The organism is Streptomyces sp. NPDC043996, assembly GCF_056435225.1.
This window is the reverse complement of the sequence record NZ_JBWKEY010000001.1, coordinates 579,078-601,366: the sequence shown is the minus strand read 5'-3', so window position 1 is coordinate 601,366 and position 22,289 is coordinate 579,078. Positions and strand designations below refer to the sequence as shown.

17 protein-coding genes and 1 pseudogene are annotated in these 22,289 nt (G+C 72.2%); 14 read left to right on the top strand and 4 right to left on the bottom strand.

The window, feature by feature from the left end; all coding sequences use genetic code 11:
* Positions 1–11: 11 nt before the first annotated feature.
* Positions 12–677, top strand: a complete 666-nt coding sequence (locus tag AC07A4_RS02640) for a TetR/AcrR family transcriptional regulator C-terminal domain-containing protein (protein ID WP_478592875.1) — start codon at positions 12–14, stop codon at positions 675–677.
* Between the two features lie 63 nt (positions 678–740).
* Here AC07A4_RS02640 and AC07A4_RS02635 read toward each other — a convergent pair whose 3' ends face one another.
* Complete coding sequence (locus AC07A4_RS02635) at positions 741–1,700, bottom strand: CU044_5270 family protein (protein WP_478591906.1); 960 nt, start codon at positions 1,698–1,700, stop codon at positions 741–743.
* Positions 1,697–2,245, bottom strand: a complete 549-nt coding sequence (locus tag AC07A4_RS02630; RefSeq protein ID WP_478591904.1) for an RNA polymerase sigma factor — start codon at positions 2,243–2,245, stop codon at positions 1,697–1,699. Before AC07A4_RS02630 ends, AC07A4_RS02635 begins: the two co-directional genes overlap by 4 nt.
* Positions 2,246–2,774: 529 nt before the next feature.
* Between AC07A4_RS02630 and AC07A4_RS02625 the strand changes: the two are divergent.
* Both AC07A4_RS02625 and AC07A4_RS02620 read left to right on the top strand, forming a co-directional pair.
* Positions 2,775–3,685, top strand: a pseudogene (locus tag AC07A4_RS02625) (glycosyltransferase family 2 protein).
* On the top strand, positions 3,682–5,022 hold the full coding sequence (locus AC07A4_RS02620; RefSeq protein WP_478591901.1) for a polysialyltransferase family glycosyltransferase: 1,341 nt from the start codon (positions 3,682–3,684) through the stop codon (positions 5,020–5,022). Before AC07A4_RS02625 ends, AC07A4_RS02620 begins: the two are co-directional and overlap by 4 nt.
* Positions 5,023–5,040: 18 nt before the next feature.
* Here AC07A4_RS02620 and AC07A4_RS02615 read toward each other — a convergent pair whose 3' ends face one another.
* Both AC07A4_RS02615 and AC07A4_RS02610 read right to left on the bottom strand, forming a co-directional pair.
* Positions 5,041–6,381: a polysialyltransferase family glycosyltransferase gene (locus AC07A4_RS02615; protein WP_478592872.1), complete on the bottom strand. Its 1,341-nt coding sequence runs from the start codon at positions 6,379–6,381 to the stop codon at positions 5,041–5,043.
* Positions 6,382–6,494: 113 nt separating this feature from the next.
* Positions 6,495–7,475, bottom strand: a complete 981-nt coding sequence (locus AC07A4_RS02610) for a glycosyltransferase family 2 protein (RefSeq protein WP_478592870.1) — start codon at positions 7,473–7,475, stop codon at positions 6,495–6,497.
* A gap of 198 nt (positions 7,476–7,673) precedes the next feature.
* On the opposite strand from AC07A4_RS02610, the gene AC07A4_RS02605 reads away from it, so the two are divergent.
* The 11 genes from AC07A4_RS02605 to AC07A4_RS02555 all read left to right on the top strand — a co-directional run bounded on the left by AC07A4_RS02605 (position 7,674) and on the right by AC07A4_RS02555 (position 22,287).
* On the top strand, positions 7,674–9,119 hold the full coding sequence (locus AC07A4_RS02605) for a DUF6716 putative glycosyltransferase (RefSeq protein WP_478591898.1): 1,446 nt from the start codon (positions 7,674–7,676) through the stop codon (positions 9,117–9,119).
* Between the two features lie 125 nt (positions 9,120–9,244).
* Positions 9,245–10,531: a cytidylyltransferase domain-containing protein gene (locus AC07A4_RS02600; RefSeq protein WP_478591895.1), complete on the top strand. Its 1,287-nt coding sequence runs from the start codon at positions 9,245–9,247 to the stop codon at positions 10,529–10,531.
* 14 nt (positions 10,532–10,545) lie between these two features.
* On the top strand, positions 10,546–11,487 hold the full coding sequence (locus AC07A4_RS02595; RefSeq protein WP_478591893.1) for an N-acetylneuraminate synthase family protein: 942 nt from the start codon (positions 10,546–10,548) through the stop codon (positions 11,485–11,487).
* 223 nt (positions 11,488–11,710) lie between these two features.
* The gene (locus tag AC07A4_RS02590) at positions 11,711–12,865 is read left to right on the top strand and encodes a hypothetical protein (protein WP_478591891.1); all 1,155 of its coding nucleotides are present in this window, start codon (positions 11,711–11,713) and stop codon (positions 12,863–12,865) included.
* A gap of 670 nt (positions 12,866–13,535) precedes the next feature.
* A complete protein-coding gene (locus tag AC07A4_RS02585) occupies positions 13,536–14,786 on the top strand; it encodes an amidohydrolase (RefSeq protein ID WP_478592868.1) in 1,251 nt (416 codons plus the stop codon).
* A gap of 327 nt (positions 14,787–15,113) precedes the next feature.
* The gene (locus tag AC07A4_RS02580; protein WP_478591889.1) at positions 15,114–16,205 is read left to right on the top strand and encodes a BMP family lipoprotein; all 1,092 of its coding nucleotides are present in this window, start codon (positions 15,114–15,116) and stop codon (positions 16,203–16,205) included.
* Positions 16,206–16,611: 406 nt separating this feature from the next.
* Positions 16,612–17,667 carry a BMP family lipoprotein gene (locus AC07A4_RS02575; RefSeq protein ID WP_478591887.1) on the top strand — a complete coding sequence of 352 codons (1,056 nt, stop codon included), beginning with the start codon at positions 16,612–16,614 and terminating at the stop codon, positions 17,665–17,667.
* Between the two features lie 213 nt (positions 17,668–17,880).
* Entirely contained in the window at positions 17,881–19,512 is a 1,632-nt protein-coding gene (locus AC07A4_RS02570) for an ABC transporter ATP-binding protein (protein ID WP_478592865.1), read from the top strand.
* A complete protein-coding gene (locus AC07A4_RS02565) occupies positions 19,509–20,639 on the top strand; it encodes an ABC transporter permease (protein ID WP_478591884.1) in 1,131 nt (376 codons plus the stop codon). The genes AC07A4_RS02570 and AC07A4_RS02565 overlap by 4 nt, the downstream gene beginning before the upstream one ends.
* Positions 20,636–21,898, top strand: coding sequence for an ABC transporter permease (locus tag AC07A4_RS02560; protein ID WP_478591882.1), 1,263 nt, complete (start codon positions 20,636–20,638; stop codon positions 21,896–21,898). Before AC07A4_RS02565 ends, AC07A4_RS02560 begins: the two co-directional genes overlap by 4 nt.
* The gene (locus AC07A4_RS02555) at positions 21,895–22,287 is read left to right on the top strand and encodes a cytidine deaminase (RefSeq protein WP_478591880.1); all 393 of its coding nucleotides are present in this window, start codon (positions 21,895–21,897) and stop codon (positions 22,285–22,287) included. The genes AC07A4_RS02560 and AC07A4_RS02555 overlap by 4 nt, the downstream gene beginning before the upstream one ends.
* The last annotated feature ends 2 nt before the right edge of the window (positions 22,288–22,289 follow it).

Here is a 22,289-nt window from a genome sequence, read left to right as displayed (position 1 = left end):
AACGGTGTTAAATTGTCAAGGTGGCTACGACACGACTGGACCGCACCCGCGTGGCGCGCGTCGCCCTGGACCTGCTGAACGAGACCGGCCTCGACGGCCTGAGCCTGCGCGCCATCGCCCAGCGCCTCGACGTCAAGGCCCCGGCGCTGTACTGGCACTTCAAGGACAAGCAGGCGCTGCTCGACGAGATGGCGACGGAGATGCTGCGCCGCATGACGGCGGACCTGGAGGGCGAGCCGGACGCCGACTGGCCCACCGCCCTCACCGCCGCGATGCGCGGCCTGCGCCGCCACCTCCTGCGCTACCGCGACGGGGCGAAGGTCTACAGCGGCACGCACTTCACGGACCTCTCGTACGCCGCCCCGATGGAGGCCCAGCTGCGCCGCCTGACGCGCGCGGGCTTCACCCCGGGCGCGGCGGCCCGCGCCTGGCTGACCGCGTACAGCTACACCATCGGGTACGTCATCGAGGAACAGGCCACGGGCCCCGGCCCCGACGAGGGCGCGGGCGAGGGCGGCTACGACCTGGCCGCCCGCGCCGAACGCCTCAAGGACTACCCGCTGGCCGTGGCGGCGGGCGAGGAGCTGTTCCGGGGCTACGAGCACGGCTTCGAGACGGGGCTCGCGGCGGTGGTCGCGGGGATCGGGGCGACGCTGCGCGAGGCGCCGGGGGCGTGATCCCGTCCGGTGAAGTGGGCTGCTGACGCGGTTGGTTCAGCTGGTGCGGTCGGTGTCGTCGGTTTAGTCGATGCGGTTGGTCCAGCCGGTCTTGAGGAAGGTCTTCCGGGTCGCGGGGCCGCCGCCGGGCGGGGTCTGGGTCTCCAGGACGCGGGCGGTCTTCGGGTCGATCACGAAGTGCGCCGAGGGCTGTTCGGGGGAGGGGGTGCGGCCCTTGCCGCGGGCCGTGGTGAACGTGACCGCCATGCCGGAGCGGCCACGGCTGTCCTTGACCGGGCCGCCCAGCTCCACGCCCGGGGTGCGCGCGAGGACCTTGAGGAGCGCGAAGCGCAGCCAGGGGCTCGCGGGCGACTCCTCCAGCAACTCCGTGACCTGGTCGAAGCGTTGCGCGGGCGCCTTCGGGAAGTCGTTGATGAGCCGGTCCGGGTCCGTGGGCAACTTGTCGAGCTGGGTTCCCGGCAGCCACCGCGAGCCCACCAGCCAGGCACCGACCTTCTCGCCCTTCCCGCGGACCGTCCCGTGCGGCCCCGTCTCCCAGCGGTTGCCCCGGAGGTCGCTGTGCCACGTCCGGACGCCTGCCCCCGCCGTCTCGGCGCGGACCATCCAGTACTTGTCGGGCTTCAGCGCGGGCTGGTTCGACGCGACAGCCGCCATCTTGGCCAGGAACGCGGTCGTCGACCTCGCCGACGCGGGAGCCCCGGCCTCGTCCGGCGCCGGACGCGCGACGGTGACCACGACGGTGCTGGCCACGGCGACGGCGGCGACCGCCGCCGTGGCCAGCACTCCACGCCGCGCGCGACGGCTCCGCTCCGGCGCCGCGCGCGACGGCTCGTGGGTCCCGATGACGACCAGCGGCTCCGCCCGCTCGGCCTGAGGCTCGCGCTCGCGTTCCGACTGCCGCGCCCACCGCTCGCGCGCGGCGGCGAGGGCGGCCGCCGACGGGGGTGCGACGGCCCCGGCGGCGATCAGTTCGTCGGCCCCCGGGAAGTCGAGGATCTCGTCGCGTTCCGTGCGTTCGGTCATGTCGGGTCTCCAGCCATGTCGCACGCGGTGCCGGAGCGCATGCGGTTGCGGGCGCGGTGCAGCCGGGTACGGGCCGTCGCGGCCGGGACGCCGACCACGCAGGCGGCCTCGCTCGGCGTCAGCTGCTCCCAGGCGACGAGCAGCAGCAACTCCCGCTCCACCGGCGGGAGTTCCTTCAGAAGCGTCCGGAGCCTGGGCGCCAGGGCGGCGGCCACGAGCCGGTCGTCCACGGCCTCCCACGGATCGTCGCTCCCGGCGGGCCTGAGCCCGTGGGGGCCCTGCGCGGCGAGAGCGCGCCAGTGCGCGGAGAGCACGTTCCTGGCCACGCCGAACAGCCAGGCGCGCGCGGAACCGCGCGCGGGGTCGAAGCCGCGCCGCGCCGCGTACGCGCGCAGCCACAGCTCCGCGTGCAGGTCGTCGGCGGCCTGGGGCGCGCGGCGCGCGAAGTAGCCGTGCAGAGCCGCCGAGTGCCGTTCGACCAGCGACGCGAAGGCGGCCGGGTCCCGCACCTCGTGCCGCTCCTGCTCGTCCGGGTCCTTGGCCACGGGCCCTCCCTCTCAGGGACCGCCCGTCGGCGGTCTCGCCCTGTACTTGTCGGCGGGCCGCCGGTGCGTTCGCGGGGCGTGCTCCACCGGCCCCCGGCCGTGGACGCCGACGCCGCGTCCGTGTCTCCGCGCCCGCGTGTTCGCCGCCGGGCGCCGCCGCGTTCGCGCCGAGGCCCGCGCGAAGCCACTTTCCGCTGCGCCTTCGATGCGGATCCGACGGCCAAGTTCCGTATCCCACCTGCCATTTCACGGGAGGGCGACGCCCGCGGGGGCGGCGTTCCAGTACGGGTTCATCGACGCGTGGCGCCTGGTTCAGCGCGAATTCACGGAGAAAAGGGCCGGGAGCCGACGGCCGGGGGATCCGGCCGTTGAGCGGGCCGGAATCCGCCTGTCAGCATCGGGCCGCCGCCGGGCGTTCGGCCCGGGAACCCCGAACCCGCGCGGCCCCGAAGGCGCCACGCCTTCCCGTACCGCAGGACCCGTACCGCAGACCCGTACCGCGAGTCCCTGAGAGAGCACAGGTGCGCGAGTGAGCAACCACCCACCGAAACTGTCCGTGATCGTGCCTTGCTTCAACGTCGAGGCGTACGTCCCGGACACCGTGACCAGCCTCGTCAACAACGACCGCGACGACTTCGAGTTCGTCTTCGTCGAGGACCGTTCCACCAAGGACCGGACCTACGAGGCGCTCCTGGCGCTCACGCGGCGGCTGGGGCGCGGCAGGGTGGTCCGGCACGAGCGGAACGGCGGTCTGGCCACGGCGCGCAACACCGGTCTCGACGTTGCCGAGGGGCCCTACCTCACGTTCCTGGACGGCGACGACTGGCTCGCCCCCGGCTATCTGGCCGCCCTCGTGGACCGCGCCGAGCGCCTCGGCACCGACTTCGTCCGCACCGACCACGTTCAGACGAACGGCACGGCCCGCGAGATCCACCGCGCCCCGGAAGGACGCAGGGACACCCCGCTCGACCCCCGGTCCTCCATCCTCCCCGTCGACGCCACGACCATGGTCGACTACCCGTACGCCTGGGCGGGCGTCTACCACCGGCGGCTGCTCGACCGCGGCCTGCTGCGCTTCCACGACGGGCTGCGCACGGCCGAGGACCGCCCCTGGATCTGGGCGCTGCACCGCGAGGCGGAGTCCTACGCCGTCACCAGCCTGCGCGGGGTCTTCTACCGCCGGGGCGTCACGACGTCCCTGACCCGCGTCGGCGACGTGCGCCAGCTGGACTGCGCGGCTACTGCGTGGTCATGGCGCACCAGCTCCTGGACCGCGACCGCTTCGACCGGGGCGTCCACGCCGAACTGCGGCGCAGGAGCGCCGAGGCGCTGGCGCGGATGACGGACGCGGAGCTCGACGAGGCGCTTGTGGGCATGGGGGAGAGACGGGTGCGGGCGCTTCGGGCCATACGCGGCGGCATGAAGCGGATCGCGACGTGATCCAGATCTTCTTCGCGGCCACCCAGTACGCCGCCGTCACCGTCACCGCCGCCCTCCGGGCGGGCCTGTTCGGGCCCCGCGCGGCCCACCGCCGCGTCCTCGTCGTCAGCAACGTCGCGGCCGTGCCGGAGGTGACCACCCCCTGGGACCGCGCGGCCGGTTCCGGCGCACTGCGCGCCGAGTTCGACGCCGTGCACTCCTGGAACGCGTGCATCGCGCCGCACCACCCCGCCGGATGGTCCCCGCGCGCCCAGGACGCCCCGCTGTGGGAGCGGGCCGTGCGCCTGGCCTGGGACCTGGGCGAGGAGCCCGTGGAGATCGCCTGCGAGTCCCTCCAGGCCAACCCCTCCCGGGCGGTGGCGGAGATCTTCGCCGACAGCCCGATCCACGTCTACGCCGACGGCCTGATGAGCTACGGGCCGACCCGCAACCGCGTCCCCCAGGGCATGAACACCCGGATCGTCCGCGTCCTGCACCTCGACCTCGTGCCGGGGCTCCGCCCCCTGCTCCTGTCCGAGTACGGCGTCGTCTCGGAGGCCGTCCCCACCGACGCCGTCGTCGCCGTCCTCGCCCGGATCGGCCAGGACGGCGCCCGGGCCCTCGCCGACGTCCTGACCGGCTCCGGCCGCCCCACGGCGGTCCTGCTCGGCCAGTACCTCTCCGCCCTCGACCTGATCACCCCGGACGAGGAGGCGGAACTGCACGCCCGCATGGTGCGGGCCGCCGCCCGGGCGGGGCACGACAGCGTGCTGTTCAAGCCCCACCCCAGCGCGCCCACCGCGTACGGCGCGTCGCTGGAGGCGGCGGCCGCCGCGCTCGGGGTGCGCCTGACCGTCCTGCGCGAACCCGTGCTCGCCGAGACGGTCTTCGCCCACCTCAGGCCGCGGCTCGTCATCGGCTGCTTCTCGACGGCGCTGCTCACCGCCGCCGCGTTCTACGGCATCCCCGTCGCCCGCGTCGGCACGGACCTGCTCCTCGAACGCGTGAAGCCGTACGAGAACAGCAACCGCGTCCCGCTCACCCTCATCGACGCGGCCCTGCCCGACGCCGAGCACGACGCCGTCGGCACCCCGCTGGCCCTGGACTCCCTGGCGCGCCGGGTGGGCCCGCTCCTGACCGCCGTCGGCTACTGCATGCAGGCCCGCAAGCACCGCGGCCTGCGGGACGAGGTGGCCGCGTGGCTGGACGCCCATCTCGCCGAGCACGCCCGGTACTTCAAGCGCCGCCGCCTGACCAGCCTTGGGCTGCCCGGCGGCAGCCCCGTCCGCGCGGCGGCACTGCGCCGCAACCCGGTGGTGCGGCGCGTCGTGCGCCGGCTCAGGGCCGCGCGGCCCTGATGCGCGCGGGCCGTGCCGTCACCCCAGCGCGGCCCGCTTCAGCGACCGGGCGCGGCGCGCCACCTTCCGCATCGCCGCGTTGCGCGGGATGAACGCGAGCTGCACCGGGATGCCGCCCGGCAGGGCGAGCGCCGTCAGGCGGCGCTTCTTGAAGTACCGCCACGTGCGGTCGTTCAGGTGCGCCGCCAGATACGACTCCGTGGCCGGGCGAAGCGCCGGGTAGATCTTGGGCTGCATCGCGAAGCCCACCGCGCGCACCAGGGAGGTCAGCGCCCTGAGGTCGGGGCGCGCGTCCTGGTGGACGACGGCGTCGCGGTCGGCCAGGTCGGGCAGCAGGGCGTCGACCAGGGTGACCGGGACGCGGTTGCTGTTCTCGTACGGCTTCAGGCGCTCCAGGAGCAGTTCGGTGCCCACGCGGGCGACCGGCAGGTCGTAGAAGGCCGACGCGGTGAGCAGCGCCGTCGAGAAGCAGCCGACGACGAGGGCGGGCCGCATCCGCTGGTAGAGGACCTCGGCGAGCACCGGCGTGTCCAGGACGGTCAGCTCGACGCCGAGCCGCTCGGCCTCCTGCTCCAGGCCGCGCGACCAGCGCGCCGGGGCCGTCGGGTGCGGCTTGAACACCACGCGCGTGTGCCCGAGCGCGGCGACGCCGCGCAGCATGGAGGCGTGCAGCTCCTCCTCCTCGTCGGCGGTCAGGATGCCGAGCGCGGAGAGGTACTGGCCGAGCAGCAGCGCCGGTTCGCTGACCTCGGGGAGCGCGTCGATGACGCCCGCCCGCTCCTCGTCGTCCGCGAGCTCGCCGAGGACCTTCACGAAGGTCTCCGTCGGCACCAGCTCCTGCTCCACGCCGAACTCGGTGAGCAGCAGGGGCTTGAGGCCAGGCACCAGGTCGAGGTGGAGCAGCCTGCGCACCCGCGTGCCGACCAGCGGGTCGAGCTTGCTGCGGGTGGGCCCGTAGCTCATCAGGCCGTCGGCGTAGACCTCGACGGGCGCGCCCTCGAAGATCCGCGCGACCGCGAGGGCCGGGTTGACCTGGATCGACTCCACGACCAGCTCGACGTTGTCGTCGCCGAGGCCCCAGGACAGGCGTACGTAGCGCTCCCACAGCGGCAGGTCGTCGCCGCGCGGGGACCAGCCGCCGGGGTGGAAGGGGGAGATCGTCTCGTTCCAGGACAGCACGCCGTCGAAGCGGGTCCGCAGCTTCGCGAAGCCGGGCATCGTGTCGATGGACGGCGTCGTCTCGGGCGTCGCGGAGTTGTTGGCGACGAGCAGGAGCCGCCGGTCGGCCGGGCCGAAGCGGTCGGCGTCCAGGGCGGCGGCCAGCGTGGCGACGCCGTACAGCGTGGACGCGAGGAAGATCTGCGTGGTCGCGCGGCTCCGGTCGGGGCGTGCGGCGACGAGGGCGGCGGCGTGCGGTGTGCGCGCCGGGGTCTCGGCGGTGCTCACGAGGGTGGTGTTCACGCGGGCGGTGTTCACGCGGCCACCTCCCCGGCGCCGACCGGACGGCGGCGAAGGCGGCGAAGCCGGGTGGCGCGCTGCAGGTCCATGGAGTCGAGGGCCTCGTCGAGCACGCGCTGCGGCATGCGCTTGAGGGCGGCCGCGCTCAGCGTCTTCAGTTTCCGTGCCACGGCGGGCTCGAACCTTTCGATGGAACCCAGGTGATGGGAGATGATCGCGCAATAGGTGCGGACCGCTTTGGGAAGCAGCTTGTCCGCGTCGCGATCTTCCGCGGTCTCCCGCACCACCTGGTCGAACGCCTTGATGAAATCGAGTTGGCGCACGTCGCCGATCTGTGTGAGCGACGAGGAAACACCGCGCCGGTAAAACACGCCGAGCAGGCTGACCGCGGCGAACGATTCCGCGTCCCGGTGCAGCCGCCAGATCCACGGCCGGTCCTCCGCCGTGCGCAGGCCGTGGGTGAAATGCAGCAGGCCCTGGTCGAGGAGCCGACGGTGGTAGATCCCCGCCCAGGCGAACGCGTAGTCCACCGACGTGGACCGGTCGGCGGGCAGTATGACGTCGCGCGGGCTCATGACGACCCCGCGCCTGCCGTGCGGGACACGGTGCACGCTGCGCGCGCGGGCCGTGCACTGCACATGGTCGGTGCGCAAGAAGTCGCACCCCAACTCCTCGATCGACGCGAGGAGTTGCTCGTAGTATCCGGGGGCGAGCCAGTCGTCCCCGTCCAGGAACGTGAGGTATTCGCCGCGCGCGGCGTCCAGGCCCGTGTTGCGGGCGGTGGCCAGGCCCCCGTTCTGCTCGTGTCTGAGGTGCACGGCGCCCGGGAGCTCGCGCGCTGCGCGCTCCAGGATGTCCGGCGTCTCGTCCGTCGAACAATCGTCGACGAGAATGAATTCGAAGTCGTCACGCGCGTTCGCACGCAAGGACTTCAAGGTGTCGGGCGCGTATTGCTGCACGTTGTAGAACGGCACGATGACGGAGAGCTTAACCACGTGCGAGACGTTAGGTGTCGGCCCGGCATTCGTCTTGACCGGTGGTGGGATGTCAGGTGAACGAAGCGTGGCGGAATGGTTAACCGGGCCTCCCGTCACCCGTATGCCGGGCTGATTCGCCATTCGTCGGCGCGCTGTTAACCGTTTGTTGCACCTGAGTTGGGCCGCGAATCGAAATGCCTTCCTAGCGTCTGCGATGTGCCAGTAAGCAACAAGACGACGCGGGTCGCCGTGCTCGCCGACTCCGACACCCGGTGGAAGTGGGGCGCGCTCACCGCGCGGCGCCTCGCCGGAGCCGCCGAGGGCGCTGAGACCGCCGGGGCCAGCGAATCCGCCGGGGCCAGCGAATCCGCGGAAGCCGCCGGAGCCGCCGCGGCCGCCGGAGCCGCCGGAGACGATGCCGCCCCGGGCGCCCTGGCCGGTCTGGCCGACGTCCACCTCGACGGGTATCTGCTGCGCGGCCGGGCCACACCGACGCCCCGCCAGCTCCAGGAGGTCGGGGTGCGCGCGGACAGCCTGCGCGAGGTCACCGCGATCGAGTTCCTGAACGAGATGGGCCGGGACGAGCAGGCCCCCGACATCCTCGTGCTCGCGCTCGTCGGCGGCGGCGTCCAGGCCGTCCTGCACGGCCTCGCCCGCGTCTGGGCCGGATACCGGCGGCGGCCCGTCGTCGTCACCGGCTACGTCGGCGTCGTCTACGAGAAGCTCGCCGACGGCCTGCTCCTGCGGCACGGCGCGGACGTGGTCCTCGCCAACTCCCGCCAGGACGCCGAGCGCTTCCGCGCCGTGTACGAGGGCGTGGGCGCCGACGCCAGCGGCGTCGTGGAGGCCGCCCTGCCCTTCCTCGGCGGCGAGCCCTACGCGCCCCGCGACCCGCACACGGTCGTCTTCGCCGCACAGCCCTCCGTACCGGACAAGCGCGCCGACCGGCTCTACCTCCTGGACCGCCTCATCCGGCACGCCCGCCGCCACCCCGACCGCGAGGTCCTGCTCAAGCTGCGCAGCAAGCCCGGCGAGCACACCACGCACATCGAGGAACTGCCGTACCAGAAGCTGGTCAAGGGCCTGGACGCGCCCGCCAACTTCCGCCTCGTCTACGGGCACATGGGCGAGGTCCTTGACCGCACCGACCTGCTCGTCACCATCAGCTCCACCGCCGCGCTCGAAGGCCTGCACCGGCGCGTGCCGACCGCCGTGCTCACCGATCTCGGCGTGCGCGAGGCGCTCGGCAACCACGCCTTCATCGGCTCCGGCTGCCTCGCCTCCTGGGACCAGCTCGACGAGGGCCACACCCCCGAGCCCGACCCCGACTGGGTCGCGCGGCAGGGCGTCGCCGCCGACGGCACCTACGCCACCGCCTACGACGAGGCGCGCCTGCGCGTCGCCGATCTCACCGGGCGCGCCCGCGCCGAGGGCCTCGCGCCGCTCGCGCCGTACTACACCCGCACCACCGCGCCCGGCTACCTCCCCGGCATCCTCGCCCGCCACCACCTCGGCCCCGACGGCGCGCCGCTGCCCGGCGCCCCCACCGCGGAGCGCGACCCAGGCCCCGTCCGCCAGGCGGTCCGCACGGCGGCCCGCGGCGCCTACCGCCACGGCGTGCAGCGCGTGGCGCCGGTGATCCGGCGGATGGGCGAGCTGTGATCCCGGCACCCGACGACGGGCGCGGCGGACGAGCGGGGCGCACCGGACGAGCCCCGATCCCGCCGCAAGGCCCGCACCCCCCACCCGGCACCACCGACACGCCAGGCACCCCTGAAGGAGCCGCCATGTCCCACCCCCACCCAGAAGGCGCCCGCCGCGTCCTCGCCGTCATCCCCGCGCGCGGCGGCTCCAAGGGGGTGCCCGCGAAGAACCTCGCGCCGGTCGGCGGCGTGCCGCTCGTGTCCCGCGCGGTCCGGGCGTGCACCGAGTCCCCGCTGGTCACCGATGTCGTGGTGTCCACCGACGACACGGTGATCGCGGAGACGGCCCGCGCCGCGGGCGCCGAGGTGGTGCTCCGCCCCGCGGCCATCGCGGGCGACACCGCCACCAGCGAGGCGGCCGTCCTGCACGCCCTCGACGCGTACGAGAACACGCACGGCGTGACGGTGGACGTGGTCCTGCTCGTCCAGTGCACGAGCCCCTTCATCGTCCGCGAGGACGTCGACGGCATCGTCGCCGCGATCGTCACCGGCGGCGCCGACACCGCCCACACGGTCGCCCCCTTCCACGGCTTCATCTGGCGCGACGCGGGCGACGAGCCCCCCGCCATCGAGGGCGAGCGCACCGCGGCCGAGGGCGGCTCGGGCCCATCGGTCCAGGTCACCACCACCGCCACCTCCGGCGGCTACGGCGTCAACCACGACAAGTCCTTCCGCCCGCGCCGCCAGGACCGCCCCCAAGACCTCCTGGAGACCGGCGCGGTCTACGGCATGGACGTGACGGGTTTCCGTACCCACAAGCACCGCTTCTTCGGCCACACGGAGCTCGTCCGCACCGACCCCGCGCGGGTCCTGGAGATCGACGACCCGCACGACCTGGCCCGGGCGCGCGCCCTGGCCCCGCTCTTCGACGCGGACCGCGACAGCGCGCTGCCCACCCGCGACGACATCGACGCGGTCGTACTCGACTTCGACGGCACCCAGACCGACGACAAGGTGCTTATCGATTCCGACGGACGGGAGTTCGTCACCGTGCACCGCGGTGACGGCCTCGGCATCGCGGCCCTGCGCAGGTCGGGCCTGACGATGCTGATCCTGTCCACGGAACAGAACCCGGTCGTCGCCGCCCGGGCCCGGAAGCTCAAGATCCCGGTCCGCCACGGCATCGACCGCAAAGACCTCGCACTGAAGCAGTGGTGCGAGGAGCAGGGCATCGCTCCCGAGCGCGTGCTCTACGTCGGCAACGACGTCAATGACCTCCCGTGCTTCGGCCTCGTCGGCTGGCCCGTGGCGGTCGCGAGCGCCCACGACGTCGTACGCGGCGCCGCACGCGCGGTCACCTCCGTCCCCGGCGGTGACGGCGCGATCCGAGAGATCGCCGCCTGGATCCTCGGCCCCTCCCTCAACAGTTAAGGAAAGTTCCTGCCATGAGCACTACGGCCTCCAACTCCCGCCTGCGCACGCTCGGTTCGAAGACCGCCGGGCCCGGCCACCCCGTCTACGTCACCGGCGAGATCGGCATCAACCACAACGGTGACCTGGAGAACGCCTTCGCGCTCATCGACGCGGCCGCCGACGCGGGCTGCGACGCGGTGAAGTTCCAGAAGCGCACGCCCGAGATCTGCACCCCGCGCGACCAGTGGGACATCGAGCGCGACACCCCCTGGGGCCGCATGACGTACATCGACTACCGCCACCGCGTGGAGTTCGGCGAGTCCGAGTACCAGGCCATCAGCGAGCACTGCGCCAAGCGCGGCATCGACTGGTTCGCGTCCCCGTGGGACACCGAGGCCGTCGCCTTCCTGGAGAAGTTCGACGTCCCCGCCCACAAGGTCGCCTCCGCCTCCCTCACGGACGACGAGCTCCTGCGCGCCCTGCGCGCCACGGGCCGCACGATCATCCTCTCCACGGGCATGTCGACGCCGAAGCAGATCCGCCACGCGGTCGAGGTCCTCGGCTCGGACAACATCCTGCTCTGCCACGCCACCTCCACGTACCCGGCGAAGGCGGAGGAGCTGAACCTCCGCGTCATCAACACCCTCCAGGCCGAGTACCCGAACGTCCCGATCGGCTACTCCGGCCACGAGACGGGCCTGCAGACCACCCTCGCCGCCGTCGCCCTCGGCGCCACGTTCGTCGAGCGCCACATCACCCTCGACCGCGCCATGTGGGGCTCCGACCAGGCCGCGTCCGTCGAGCCGCAGGGCCTCACGCGCCTGGTCCGCGACATCCGCACCATCGAGGCCTCGCTCGGCGACGGCGTCAAGAAGGTGTACGAGTCGGAGCTCGGCCCCATGAAGAAGCTCCGCCGCGTGGCCGGGGTCGTCGCGGAGACGGAGACCGCGGACCGCGAGCCCGTCGCCGTCTGAGGTCCTGACGTCCGCCACGGCGTACGGCTCGTGGCCCCCGCCGACGGGCGCGGCGCCCGCGCCCGTCGGCCCCCTCGGCGCCCCCGGGAGCGCACCGGTGCCGCTCCCGCACCACCCGCTCCCGGGCGGCCCCTTCTTTTCCTGTTCCTGCTCCTGCCTCCGCCTTCTCTGTTTTCTCCACTGACTCGCACCGACCCGCCCCATCCCGCACGGGAGGACCCCCATGTCAGCACGGAGCGCTCGCCGCGCCGCGAGGGCACCGCACGGCACGCTGGCGTTCGTGGAGTCGCCCGTGCAACTGCTCAACGTGCTGGAGTGGGCGCACGCGTCCACGACGCGCGCCCCCGGCTCCGCCGTCGCCCCCGGCGACCTGACCCTGGTGGTGCTCGCGCCCACCGACCCCATGACACGGGGCCAGCTGCGCCGCATGGCCGAACTGGCGCGCGCGGAGGGCCACCAGCTGCGCTGGGAGGAGGCGCGCGGCGGCGCCGCCGCGCCCTTCCACACGATCGGGGGCCTCGCGGGCCCGCTGCGCCGCGCCGCCCGGATAGTGATCGGCGACCCCTTCTCGCGCTACGTCCAGCTCCTGCTCACCATCACCCGGGCCCGTGACCTGGTCGTCGTCGACGACGGCACCGCCACCATGGAGTTCGTCTCCCAGCTCGCGGGCGGCGAGCGCCTGGTGCGCTGGCACCGCAGGGGCGGGCGCCCCGGGCCCCGGGACGTGGTGTTCATGCCGGTCTCGTCCTCGGCCCGCCGCCGTCTCACCCCGAGCGCGAAGGGCGGGCGCAGCGTGGAGGTCTTCTCCTCCATGCCGATCGACAAGGTCCCCGAGGGCGTGGCGGTCACCGCCAACGACTTCGCGTGGACGCGCTCCCGCTTCGGCCCGCCGCGCCTCACCAAGGGCTCCGACCTCGTCGGCACGTCCCTGGTGGAGACGGGCGTGGTGGACCTGGACCGCTATCTGGAAGCGGTGGCCGCCCTCTCCGGCACCCACGGCGCGGCCCGCTACTTCGCACACCGCCGCGAGAGCGCCGAGAAGCTGCACCGCCTGGCGGTGGAGACGGGCCTGCAGGTGATCCGCCCGGACCTCCCCCTGGAGCTGATCGCCCGCCGCGGCCCCATCGGCCGCACCATCCTCAGCTTCCCCTCCACGGTCGTCCACACCCTCCCCCTCGCCCTGGCCGGAACGGAGGTCAAGGTGGCGGTCATGGACATCGACCCCTCCTGGCTGACGGACACGGCGTCCCCCCGCGCCCAGGGCTTCCTCTCCGGCGTGACGGGCACGGCCCGCGACGTCCACCGCCTGGCCTCGGTACGGCACACCGCCCCGGCCCTCCCGACACAGCCCACCCGGCAGGCGGTGGCTCCGGCGTGAGTGTGCGGGCCGGTGGGAAGAGCACCGGCCCGCACGTCCGCCGCCCTGGTGGGGCCACCAGCGTCACGGCGGAGGGCCCCGGGCCCACGACACGGGGAGGCGTCGAGGGGCGAGGGGCCGTCCGGAGGGGCCGGCCTGATGGGGGGCGGCTCTCCTCCGCGCGACCCGTGACCCCACCGCCGTGGGGCCCAGGACCGGGCCGCGTGTCCCTATATTCGGCGGGGCGCGCGGGGCGGATTGGGGGTGCTGGATGATTTTTCGCCTGCCGGCGCGGCGCCCTCGGGCCCCGGCGCGAGCGGAGCCTTGGGCTCCGTCCGTTGACGGAATCAAGCATCCCGCCCCGCCCTGTCCCGGTACAGGACAAGCCCACCCGCACCCGCCCGCGCGTTCGACCGCCAGTTGGACATCCGCTCGACACCCGTCGGGCCCCCGTGTTGCGCGCCCGCCCTCGGCGCCTCACCGCGAGAATGAGTCGTTGGCCGAAAAGGAGGCTGTGCTGACCTGCGGTGATCGCATGGGGTGCGTAGGAGGTAACTGAGGTATATACCCTCCGCACCAGTCACACATGCGCACGCGGGCCAGGTTTCTTACCTCAATCTGGCTGAACTTTTGTTGATCGAGGCCGAGTTGACGGGCGGGGCGCCCTACCCTTCACAGGGTGAACCAATTGATGTCCCGCGCGTCCGAAGACGCGTCCGAAGGAGCCGAGTCCGCGCCGCCCGGCAACCTGTCCGGCGCGCTGCCCGAAGCGCTGCGCGCCGAACTCATCGCCTTCCGCCGCGACTTGCACATGCATCCAGAGCTCGGCAACCAGGAGTTCCGCACCACCGCGGCACTCAAGGCGCGCCTGGAGAAGGCCGGGCTCACCCCCCGGGTCCTCCGCGTCGGCACCGGGCTCATCTGCGACATCGGCGGCACCCCGGACGCCGCCGGGCGGCCGGTGATCGCCCTGCGCGCGGACATCGACGCGCTGCCCATCCCGGACACCAAGACGAGCGTGCCCTACCGCTCGACGGTCCCCGACCGGGCCCACGCCTGCGGCCACGACGTCCACACCACCGTCGTCCTCGGGGCGGGCCTCGTGCTCGCGGAGCTGGCGCGCGCGGGGCGGCTTCCGCACCCGGTGCGGCTGATCTTCCAGCCCGCCGAGGAGGTGCTTCCGGGCGGGGCGACCGACGCCGTCGCCTGCGGCGCGCTCGACGGCGTCGCCCGGATCATCGCCGTCCACTGCGACCCCCGCGTCGACGCGGGCCGCATCGGCCTGCGCCACGGCCCGATCACCTCCGCCTGCGACCGGCTCGAGGTCGCCCTCGACGGGCCCGGCGGCCACACCGCCCGGCCCCATCTGACCACCGACCTCGTCACCGCGGCCGCCAGGGTCGTCGCCGACGTCCCGGCGCTCGTCGCCCGGCGCGCGGACGCCCGTTCGGGGCTCTCGGTCACCTGGGGGCGCATCGACGCGGGCCACGCCTGCAACGTGATCCCGCAGCACGCCGAGATGTCCGGCACCATCCGCTGCCTGGACCTGGACACCTGGCGGCAGGCCCCCGACCTGGTGCACGCCGCCGTGCAGGAGATCGCCGACCTGCACCGCGCCAAGTCCACGATCAAGTACGTGCGCGGGGTGCCGCCCGTCGTCAACGACCCTGCCGTCGCCGACCTGTTGAGGGACGCGATGGTGGCCCGGTGCGGCGCCGACGCCGTGGAGAGCACCGAGCAGAGCCTCGGCGGCGAGGACTTCTCCTGGTATCTGGAGCACGTCCCGGGCGCGATGGCCAGGCTCGGCGTCCGCACCCCCGGCGAGCGCGGCGTCCGCGACCTCCACCAGGGCGACTTCGACGCCGACGAGCACGCGATCACGGTGGGCGTGGAGCTCTTCACCGCGGCGGTGCTCCTGGACGCCGCCACGCGCACCGCCTGACCGAAGGGGAAGGGCCCGCACCCTCCCCGTACGACCTCTGAAACACCCCCGCACCACCCGCCCCACGCGCCAGAAGCGCACGGCACACCGCGGCAGCACCACCGCCGGGCACCGGAAGACCGCGGCCGACTCCCAAAAGGAGTACGGCCGACACCCGGGAAACACCCGCGCGACACGCGCCGCCAGGAATCCGCGACGCCCCGCCACGAATCGATAACGGCCGTCGCCGAACCCGTTCCCCTCCCTTTCTACGCGCGTTAATGTGCGCCGGAATCCGCGCCGTCACGGGCGCGTCGGGGAACGTTCGAAACGTAAGGGGTGCGTCCTATGCGTCGACGTCGTCTGTCCAGGATTTCCCAGGTGGCTGTGGCGGTGGCGACGCTCGCCCTCGTGGCCACCGCGTGCGGCGAGACCAGCAGCGAGGCCAACAAGGACGACGGCGACGGCGGCGACGGCGGTGGCGAGAAGGGCGGCTACCGCGGCAAGGGCATCGGGCTCGCCTACGACATCGGCGGCCAGGGCGACCAGTCCTTCAACGACGCCGCGTTCAGCGGCTACGAGCGGGCCCGCGAGGACTTCAAGATCGGCGGCGTCGACATGGAGCCGGGCGACGGTGAGTCCAGCGCCGACAAGACCCAGCGCATCGAGCAGCTCGCCCGCCAGGGCTACGACCCGGTGATCGGCGTCGGATTCATCTACGCGCCCGCCATTCAGGAAGTCGCGAAGAAGTACCCGAAGACCACCTTCGGGATCGTCGACGACAACACCGTCAAGGCCGCCAACGTCGCCGATCTCGTATTCCACGAGGAACAGGGTTCCTATCTCGCGGGCGTCGCCGCGGCGAAGGCGACCAAGGTCAAACACGTGGGATTCATCGGCGGCGTGGACATCCCGATCATTCACAAATTCGAAGCCGGGTTCGTACAGGGCGTGAAGTCGGTCGACCCGAAGATCAAGATCGAGAAGCGCTATCTGACCGAGAAGCCGGAAGAAGGCGGGTTCGCCAGCCCGGACAAGGGGCAGGACGCCGCGAGCGGACAGCTCGAAGCGGGCGCCGACGTGCTATACCACGCCGCAGGGCTCTCCGGCCAGGGCGTGATCCAGGAGGCCGGGTCGAAGAAGAAGTGGGCGATCGGCGTCGACTCCGACCAGTACCGGCAGAAGGCGCTCGCCAAGCACAAGCGCTACATCCTCGGCTCGGCCTTCAAGGACGTCGGCGGGGCCGTCTACGACCTCACGAAGTCCGTCGTCGAGGGCAAGCCGACCACCGGCACCCAGCGCTACGACCTCAAGTCCGGGCGGGTGGGTTTCTCGGACTCCAATCCGGCGTACAAGGAGATGAAGGACGTTGTGGCCGCGGTCGAGCGGGCGAAGAAGGACATCATCGGCGGCAAGGTGAAGGTCAGGACCAGGCCGTAGCGATCAAGCCGGTCCGGCGGCCGAGGGCCCAGGGACCCGCCGTCGTGGGGAGGTTCACGTCGTACGTATAACCGGCGCCCCGCCCCCGGCACCCCCGTTAAGGAGTCGTACGTATAACCCGTTGCGCCCCGGCGGATCCGTCCCGCCGGGGCCGCGTCGCCGAGTCGACACCCGGCCGACGCCCGGTGGCCACAGCTCGATAACGGAGGGGACAGAAGGGTTCTTATGTCAGGTCTACGCGCGTTACGCTGCGGCGAAATCGCGCCGGGTGAGGCGCGCCGCACGTACGTCCTCGCGTACGCCTCCGTACGTTTTCGCAGCGTATGCACGCGCAGCCGCGCACCCCACGCAGCCGCCGCGACGTATCCGCGTACACGCCAGGTCCTTGTCTAAGGAGTTCGTCCCTATGCGCCGGGTGTCCCGAATCGCGCTCGCGTCCGCCGCGACCGCCGTGCTCGCCGTCACCGCCACCGCCTGCGGTGGCACCTCAAGCGATGCCGCCAAGAACAAGGACGGCGACAAGAACAAGGGCGTCGCCATCGCCTACGACATCGGCGGCGCGGGCGACCAGTCCTTCAACGACGCCGCGACGGCGGGCATGAACAAGTCCGCCAAGGACTTCAAGATCGGCAAGAAGGCCGTCGAGCCCACCGACGGCGAGTCCGACGCCGACAAGATCCAGCGCCTCACCGAGCTGGCCAAGCAGGGCTACAACCCGGTCATCGGCGTCGGCTACGCCTACGCGCCCGCCATCAAGGAGGTCGCGGCCAAGAACCCGGACGTCACCTTCGGCATCGTCGACGACGCCACCATCAAGGCCGACAACGTCGCGGACCTGGTCTTCAACGAGGAGCAGTCCTCGTACCTGGCCGGTGTCGCCGCCGCCAAGGCCACCAAGTCCAAGACCGTCGGCTTCATCGGCGGCGTCGACAACCCGCTGATCCGCAAGTTCGAGGCGGGCTTCGTCCAGGGCGTCCAGGCCACCGACAAGTCGGTCAAGGTCAAGCGCCAGTTCCTCACCGAGAAGGCCGAGGACGGCGGCTTCTCCAGCCCGGACAAGGGCAAGGAGGCGGCCAGCGGCCAGATCGAGGGCGGCGCCGACGTGGTCTACCACGCCGCGGGGCTCTCCGGTCAGGGCGTCATCGAGTCCGCCGCCGCCAAGAAGGTCTGGGCGATCGGCGTCGACTCCGACCAGTACCGGCAGAAGGCCCTCGACAAGTACAAGAAGTACATCCTCACCTCGGCCACCAAGGACGTCGCAGGCGCGGTGTACAACCTGGTGAAGTCGGTTCAGGATGACAAGGCCGAGGGCGGCATCGTGCGCGCCGACCTCAAGTCCGGCGGTGTCGGACTGGCCGACTCCAACCCGGAGTTCACCAAGATGAAGGACCTGCAGGCCGCTCTGAAGAAGGCCGAGCAGTCCATCACCACCGGCAAGATCAAGGTCAAGACGGCGCTGTAACCGCGCCGTCCCGGCCGTGGAACGGGGCGGGGGAGCGATGACGGGTCCGTGTTCCCGTCGGCCCGCTCCCACGCCCCGTTCCCACGGCCAGGGCCTCAACCACCGCACAGGACGCCGCAGTCGGCGGACGGGTGGCCACTGAGGCGTGAAGCAGGGGCACACCGCGTGCGCGGCGCAGGCCCCTTTCCTTTAAGTCCCCGAGGAGAGTGCGCCATCGACGCGTCCACCAGCCCTCCGCCCGCCGCCCGCACCGCGTGCGCCGTCGAACTCGCCGGCATCACCAAGCGGTTCCCGGGCGTCGTGGCCAACCACGACATCCACCTCAGCGTCCGCAAGGGCACCGTCCACGCCCTCGTCGGCGAGAACGGCGCCGGCAAGTCGACGCTGATGAAGATCCTCTACGGCATGCAGAAGCCGGACGAGGGCACCATCGCCGTCGACGGCGAGCAGGTCGCCTTCGCCAGCCCCGCCGACGCCATCGCGCGCGGCATCGGCATGGTGCACCAGCACTTCATGCTCGCCGACCAGCTGACCGTGCTCGAGAACATCGCCCTCGGCAGCGAGAAGCTGTACGGCATCGGCGCCGGGGCCCGCCGCAAGGTCCTCGAACTCTCCGAGCGGTACGGACTCGGGGTGCGCCCCGATGTGCACATCGAGGACCTCGGCGTCGCCGACCGCCAGCGCGTGGAGATCCTCAAGGTCCTCTACCGCGGCGCCACCACCCTGATCCTCGACGAGCCGACCGCCGTCCTCGTCCCGCAGGAGGTCGACGCGCTCTTCGACAACCTGCGCGAGCTCAAGTCCGAGGGCCTGTCCGTCATCTTCATCTCGCACAAGCTGGGCGAGGTCCTGTCCGTCGCCGACGACATCACCGTCATCCGGCGCGGCACCACGGTGGGCACGGCCGTCCCGGCCGAGACCACCCCGCGCCAGCTCGCCGAGCTGATGGTGGGCAGCGAGCTGCCGACGCCGGAGACCGCCGAGTCCACGGTCACCGACCGGCCGATGATCGAGGTCGAGGAGCTGCGGCTGCTCGCCGACGGCGAGTCGGGCCGCGCCCTGCTCGACGACATCTCCTTCACCATCCACGAGGGCGAGGTGCTCGGCCTCGCCGGAGTCGAGGGCAACGGCCAGACCGAGCTCATCGACGCCCTCATCGGCCTCAAGCACGCCGACTCCGGCACCATCCGGCTGGCCGGTGAGGACATCACCGCCTGGGCGACGCGCAAGCGCCGCGAGGAGGGCGTCGGCTACATCCCCGAGGACCGCCACCGCCACGGGCTCCTTCTGGAGTCCCCGCTGTGGGAGAACCGCATCCTCGGCCACGTCACCGAGAAGCCCAACACCCGCGGCAAGCGCGGCCTGCTGCTCGACATCAAGGGCGCCCAGGCCGACACCCGCCGCATCGTCGAGGAGTACGACGTCCGTACGCCCGGCATCGACGTGACCGCGGCCTCGCTGTCCGGCGGCAACCAGCAGAAGCTGATCGTCGGCCGCGAGATGAGCCACAAGCCGCGCTTCCTCATCGCCGCGCACCCCACGCGCGGCGTCGACGTCGGCGCGCAGGCGCAGATCTGGGACCAGATCCGCGAGGCCCGCCGCGAGGGCCTGGCGGTGCTCCTGATCTCCGCCGACCTGGACGAGCTGATCGGCCTCTCCGACACCCTGCGGGTGATCTACCGCGGCAGGCTCGTCGCGGACGCCGACCCGGCCACGGTCACCCCGGAGGAGCTCGGCTCGGCGATGACGGGCGCGGCCTCCGGCCATCTGGAGCACGTGGAGGCGGCCGCCGCCGCGGACTCCGTACACGAAGCAGCTGCAGGCCCGGAGGACGAGGCCCGATGAAGAAGTTCGACAAGGAGCGGGTGCTCCTCGCGGTGGCCGGACCGGTCATCGCGCTCGTCGCGGCCATGGTGCTGACCTCGGTCGTCCTGGTCGCCTCGGGCAAGAGCCCGATCGAGCCGTACAGCCTGATGTTCACGCAGGCCACGTACTCGGACACCCAGGTCCTGATCATCAACCAGGCCGGGATGTACTACCTGGCGGCGCTCGCCGTGGCCGTCGGGTTCCGGATGAACCTGTTCAACATCGGCGTCGACGGCCAGTACCGGCTCGCCGCCATGGTCACCGCCGTCGTCGGCGCGCACGTATCGCTGCCGTCGGGCCTCCAGATCCCGCTGCTCATCCTGGTCGCGATGCTCACGGGCGCGTTCTGGGCGGGCGTCGCGGGCATCCTCAAGACCACCCGCGGCGTCAGCGAGGTCGTCGCGACGATCATGCTGAACGCGATCGCGACGAGCGTCATCGGCTATCTCACCCTGGACGAGAACTTCGGCGTCCCCGTCGGCAACAACCAGACCACGGGCGTCATGCACTCCTCCGGCTGGTTCCCCGGCATCGAGATGGGCGCGGCCGGTGAGATCTACGGCTTCGTGGTCGTCGCCGTCCTCGCGGGCGTCCTGTACTGGCTCGTCCTCAACCGCACCCGCTTCGGCTTCGACCTGCGCGCCACCGGCGCGTCCCCGTCGGCGGCCGCGGCCTCCGGCGTGAACGCCAAGCGCATGGTGCTCACCGCCATGCTGATCTCCGGCGCCATCGCGGGCCTCGCGGGCATGCCGATCCTGCTCGGCGACGTGCACACGTACAGCCTGAGCTTCCCGACCGGACTCGGCTTCACCGGCATCACCATCGCGCTGCTCGGCCGGGGCAACCCGGTCGGCATCGCCTTCGCCGCCCTGCTCATCGCGTTCCTCGACAAGGCGTCCCCGGCGCTCGACTACGAGGGGTACGACAAGGAGATCGCGGTCATCATGCAGGGCCTGATCGTGATCGCCGTCGTGGTCTCGTACGAGGCCGTACGCCGCTGGGGCCTGCGCCGTCAGCAGCAGCGGGTCGGCGAGGAACTCGCCGCCGCCGCCCGCGACGCGGGGCCCGGCACCAACGACTCCGTGAAGGAGGTGGCCGCGCGATGAGCACCGCCACCGTCACCAAGGCCGCGCCCAAGCCGTCCGCGCCGGGCCGCCGCCGCATCTCGCTCCCCGTCCTCCTCCTGATCATCGCGGGCGTCCTCGTCCTCACCTCGCTGGTGCGGATGATCACCGACGCCCATGGCATCACCTCCACCGGCCAGATGTCCGGCGCGCTGCGCCTGGCCGTGCCGATCGGCCTCGCGGGCCTCGGCGGCCTGTGGGCCGAGCGCGCGGGCGTGGTCAACATCGGCCTCGAGGGCATGCTGATCCTCGGCACCTGGTTCGGCGCCTGGGCGGGCTACCAGTGGGGGCCCTGGACCGGCATCGTCTTCGGCGTGCTCGGCGGCGCCATCGGCGGCCTGCTGCACGCGATCGTCACGGTCACGTTCAACGTCAACCACATCGTGTCCGGCGTGGCCCTGAACATCCTCGCCCTCGGCACCACCCGCTATCTGTCGACGTACGCCTTCGAGGGCACGGACGGCGGCACCTCCAAGCAGTCGCCGCCGGTGGACTCGCTCGGCAAGTTCTCCGTGCCGGGGCTCTCCGACTGGCTGGTGGACCTCAACCAGAAGCACTGGTTCCTGGTCTCCGACCTCGCGGGCCTGCTCGGCGGGCTGCTCACCGATGTCTCGCCGCTCACCCTCATCGCCGTCGCCATGGTGCCGCTGAGCTGGTTCGTCCTCTGGCGGACCGCGTTCGGCCTGCGCCTTCGCTCCTGCGGTGAGAACCCGGTCGCGGCGGAGTCCCTCGGCGTCAACGTCTACAAGTACAAGTACATCGCGGTCGTCGTCTCCGGCGGTCTCGCGGGCATGGGCGGCGCCTTCCTGTCCCTGGTCGCCTCCAACATCTACCTGGAGGGCCAGACCGGCGGCCGCGGCTACATCGGCCTCGCCGCGATGATCTTCGGCAACTGGATGCCGGGCGGACTCGCGCTCGGCGCGGGCCTGTTCGGTTACACCGACAGCCTGAAGCTGCGGGGCGGCGGCACGAATGTCCACGCGCTGCTGCTTCTGATCGCCATCCTTCTCGTCATCGGTGCGATCTACCTGGCGTGGCGCAAGCGCTATGTCCCCGCGGCCGTCACCGCGGCGGTCTCGGCGCTGATGTTCGCCTGGTACGGCCTCACCGACGAGGTGCCGAACCAGGTCGTCACCGCCACGCCGTACGTCGTCACGCTGCTCGTGCTCTCGCTCTCCGCCCAACGCCTTCGGATGCCGAAGGCGGACGGCATGCCGTACCGGAAGGGACAAGGGAAGTGACCACCGCCGTCGACTGGGAGGCCCTGCGGGACGCCGCGCGGGAGGCCATGTCCCGTGCGTACGCGCCCTACTCGGGCTTCCCCGTCGGCGCGGCGGCCCTGGCCGACGACGGCCGCACGGTCACCGGCTGCAACGTGGAGAACGCGTCGTACGGCCTCGGCCTGTGCGCCGAGTGCGGTCTGATCTCCCAGCTCCAGCTGACCGGCGGCGGCCGTCTGACGCACTTCACCTGCGTCGACGGCAAGGGCGACATCCTGATGCCGTGCGGCCGCTGCCGCCAGCTCCTGTACGAGTTCGGCGGCCCCGGCCTGCTCCTGGAGACCTCCTCGGGCGTACGGGCCCTCGGCGAGATGCTGCCCGACGCCTTCGGCCCTGAGCACCTGAACTGAAC